Raw genomic sequence first — 3,393 nt, forward strand, 5'->3', positions numbered from 1 at the left:
GGTCGGCCGGGTGCCTGGGGTGGGTTCCCGGGGCGTCCGGTGTGGCCTGGCCGCTGACGGGAACAGCGTAGCGGATCGGGGCGGACGGGTGGGAGGAAGCAGGGGGTGGGGCGGCAGGGGGTTCGGGGCGATTTGCGATCGCTTAGGGGGAGGTGGGGTGCCGGACGTGGTTGGGGAGCGGGGTGGGAGAGACGGCCGGCGGGGGTGCGCGGGGATGGGGGACGGATGCCGGTATTCGGGGGGAGAGGTGCGCTTATCGGACGCCGTGGTGGAAAACGGGGTGCTCCGCAAGTGGATCAAGTCGCCTCGTTCAGGCGGGCTTTACCTGGGGAAACGGCTGACGTCGGTAAACAGGCCGGAGCATATGGTTCCGTGAGCCATCTCACAATACGACCCATTGCGGCCCACTCGCTGTTGCCAGAGGATCACACCGGGGCACGCCGGGGGCTCGATCGCGACCCGATCGCCGCCTTGCCCGTATCAACTGAGGATGGGGGAGTCCTTCATGTCTACGGCCCTTGATATTCACAGTCGGGAACTCGCGGAGCAGGGCTACACGCTGCTCGAGGGGATCACCACCGACGAGGAGGCGGCCGCAGCGGTCGGTGTCTTCGGTGAGCTGGTCCCGCAGTACGACGGATCGCTGCGGTACCAGGTGAAGGCCGCTCCCGGGTTCGAGCAGCGCCGGTACTCCAAGAGCGTCAACACGATCCTGGTGCACACCGAGGCGCCGGGCTGGAACCCGCCGCCCACCTATCTGGCGCTGCACTGCCGGGTGCAGGCCACCTGCGGCAGCGGGCACACCGAACTCGCCGACATGCGGGCCTTCGTCGCCTCGCTGTCCGAGCGCGACCGGGCCGCCCTCTACGAGCAGACCGTCGACTGGGTCGGCCACAACACCGGAGGCGTCGGCACCGAGGGCGTTCGCCGCCCCGTCGTCGAGGTCACCGACAGCGGCCAGGAGATCCTGCGCTTCAGCTACAACCTGCTGACCACCGGTCAGTACGACCCGCCGGTCGACGCCGCCGTCGACCCGGAGCAGCTGCCGCTGGGCAGCTTCGGCATCCACCTCGCCGAACAGGCCGAGGCCTTCTTCCGGGAGAACCGCGTCTCGGTGCTCATTCCCGAGAACCACGTCCTGATCTGGGACAACCAGCGTATGGTGCACGCCCGTTCCGCCTACACGGACAAGCGGCGCCACCTCACCCGCTACTGGATCGCCGCCCAGCGCTGAACCGCGCGCCCGTCACCAGTCACCCCGTCACCGGTGGCCCTGCCACCCCGTGACGGACACCACCGATCACGTGAGGCCCACGCATGACTGACGTCCGGAACGCGCCTGTTCAGGAAGCTCAGGAAGCTCAGGAGGAGTTCCCCACCGGACTCCCGGAGGAGCTCCGGGGGCTGCCCGAGGGCGTGCCCCGCCACGACCCCGACAACCAGATCGAGAGCGCCGTCATCCGCCGGCTCGTCGGCAACTGGCACCGGCGCGCCACCGTGAAGCGCGAGGAGCCGGACCTCGACGAACTCTTCGAGCTCGACCGCCCGGACTACCCCGAGCGGATCCTGCCCTTCCGCGACCACCCCACGTACCAGGCGCTGGACCCGGAGAAGAAGTCCCAGCTGCTGAGCTGGGCGTGGATCGCGTACAACCGGCACACCATCATGGCCGAGCAGAAGGTGGCCAACCCCGCCTTCGCCCTCGTCATGGAGGGCGAGTACCCCGAGCTCCAGGACGAGGCGCTCAACATCTCCCTCGCCCAGGCCATGGTCGACGAGCAGTACCACACGCTGATGCACCTCAACGCCAGCGCGGTCACGCGCCGCAAGCGCGGCCGGCCGATGCCCGACCACGAGCTGCCGATCTCCCACACGGCGCGCGAGCACCAGCGGCTGCGCGACAGCGCGGACGAGCGCTGGCAGCGGTCGCTGACCACCCTCGCCTTCGCGACGGTGTCGGAGATCTCCATCAACGCCTACCTGGACCTGCTCGCCGACGACCCGGACATCCAGCCGATCAACAGCAGCACCGCCAAGCTCCACAACCGCGACGAGTACTGCCACGCCTCCATCTCCGCGGTCCTCGCCGAGGTCGTCCACGACCGCCTCGACGAGAAGAAGCAGCGCTTCTTCCGCGACATGCTGTTCGAGGGCCTGGAGGCCTTCGTGGCCACCGACTACACGACCTGGCACCGGATCATGGACCTGGTCGGCGTCGAGGGCGGCCACGACATGCTGCACGACTGCCAGGCCGAGCAGAGCCGCAGCCGGCTCGTCCGCGACTACACGGGTCTGCACACCCTCATCGAGCGGATGGGTGTCCAGGACCTCGTGGAGTTCGACTGGTCCAAGTCCCACGTGGCGCGCTGAACGGAATCGAGAGAAACCCGTGAAGCACTACGCGAACGAGCGCCTCGCGCAGCTCGCCCGGGACCGCGGCATGCCGGACGAGTACGTCCGCGACCTGCGCGTGGTCTCCAGCGTCCTGCCGTTCAAGGTCAACGAGTACGTGGCCGACGAGCTGATCGACTGGTCGGCCGCGCCGGACGACCCGATCTTCCGCCTCACCTTCCCGCACCGGGACATGCTGCCCGCGCCGGTCTTCGACAAGATGGCGGCGCTGCTGGACGCGGGCGCGCCGCGCACCGAGCTGCGCGCCGCCGCCACCGCCGCCCAGCTGGACCTCAACCCGCACCCGGGCGGCCAGCTCGAGGCGAACGTGCCGACCCTCGACGGGCGCCGGCTCGACGGCCTCCAGCACAAGTACGCCGAGACGGTGCTCGTCTTCCCCTCCCAGGGGCAGACCTGCCATTCGTACTGCGGATACTGCTTCCGCTGGGCCCAGTTCGTCAGCCAGGAGGAGCTGCGCCAGGCGCTGCGCGACCCGGCCGACCTCACCGGCTACCTGGCCCACCACCCCGAGGTCACCGACGTGCTGTTCACCGGCGGCGACCCGATGATCATGCGGACCGAGGTGGTACGCCGCTGGGTCGAGCCGCTCCTGGAGCGGACCGACACGGTGCGCACCCTGCGCTTCGGCACCAAGGCGCTGTCGTACTGGCCGGACCGGTTCACCACCGGCCCCGACGCGGACGACCTGCTGCGGCTGTTCGAGGAGTGCGTGGCGCGCGGCCGGCACGTGGCCCTCATGGCGCACTTCTCGCACCCGCGCGAGCTGGAGACGGACGCGGTGCGCGAGGCGATCGCCCGGATCCGTGCCACCGGCGCCGAGGTGCGGGCCCAGGCCCCGCTGGTCGCCCACGTCAACGACGACCCCGCCGCCTGGTCGCGGATGTGGCAGCTCCAGGTCGAACTGGGCGTCATCCCCTACTACATGTTCGTGGAGCGGGACACCGGCGCCAGCAGCTACTTCGGCATCCCCCTCGCCCGGGC

General features: G+C 69.8%; 3 protein-coding genes. All 3 read left to right on the plus strand.

All coding sequences use genetic code 11. From position 1 onward, the window contains the following. The first annotated feature begins 505 nt into the window (after positions 1–505). Positions 506–1,234 (plus strand): TauD/TfdA family dioxygenase, encoded by a 729-nt coding sequence (locus RIF68_RS31540; RefSeq protein ID WP_309054684.1) that lies wholly within the window; start codon positions 506–508, stop codon positions 1,232–1,234. 83 nt (positions 1,235–1,317) lie between these two features. Continuing rightward, positions 1,318–2,370, plus strand: coding sequence for a diiron oxygenase (locus tag RIF68_RS31545; protein WP_309054685.1), 1,053 nt, complete (start codon positions 1,318–1,320; stop codon positions 2,368–2,370). A gap of 19 nt (positions 2,371–2,389) precedes the next feature. Next, positions 2,390–3,393 (plus strand): lysine 2,3-aminomutase (locus RIF68_RS31550; RefSeq protein WP_309054686.1); only part of this gene is annotated, 1,004 nt, incomplete at its 3' end.

The organism is Streptomyces sp. (assembly GCF_031178505.1).
GTDB classification, from domain to species: domain Bacteria; phylum Actinomycetota; class Actinomycetes; order Streptomycetales; family Streptomycetaceae; genus Streptomyces; species Streptomyces gulbargensis.

Excerpts from the sequence above, each read along its gene's own strand:
- RIF68_RS31540 (WP_309054684.1), top strand. The coding sequence starts at position 506 with ATGTCTACGGCCCTTGATATTCACAGTCGGGAACTCGCGGAGCAGGGC.
- RIF68_RS31545 (WP_309054685.1), top strand. The coding sequence starts at position 1,318 with ATGACTGACGTCCGGAACGCGCCTGTTCAGGAAGCTCAGGAAGCTCAG.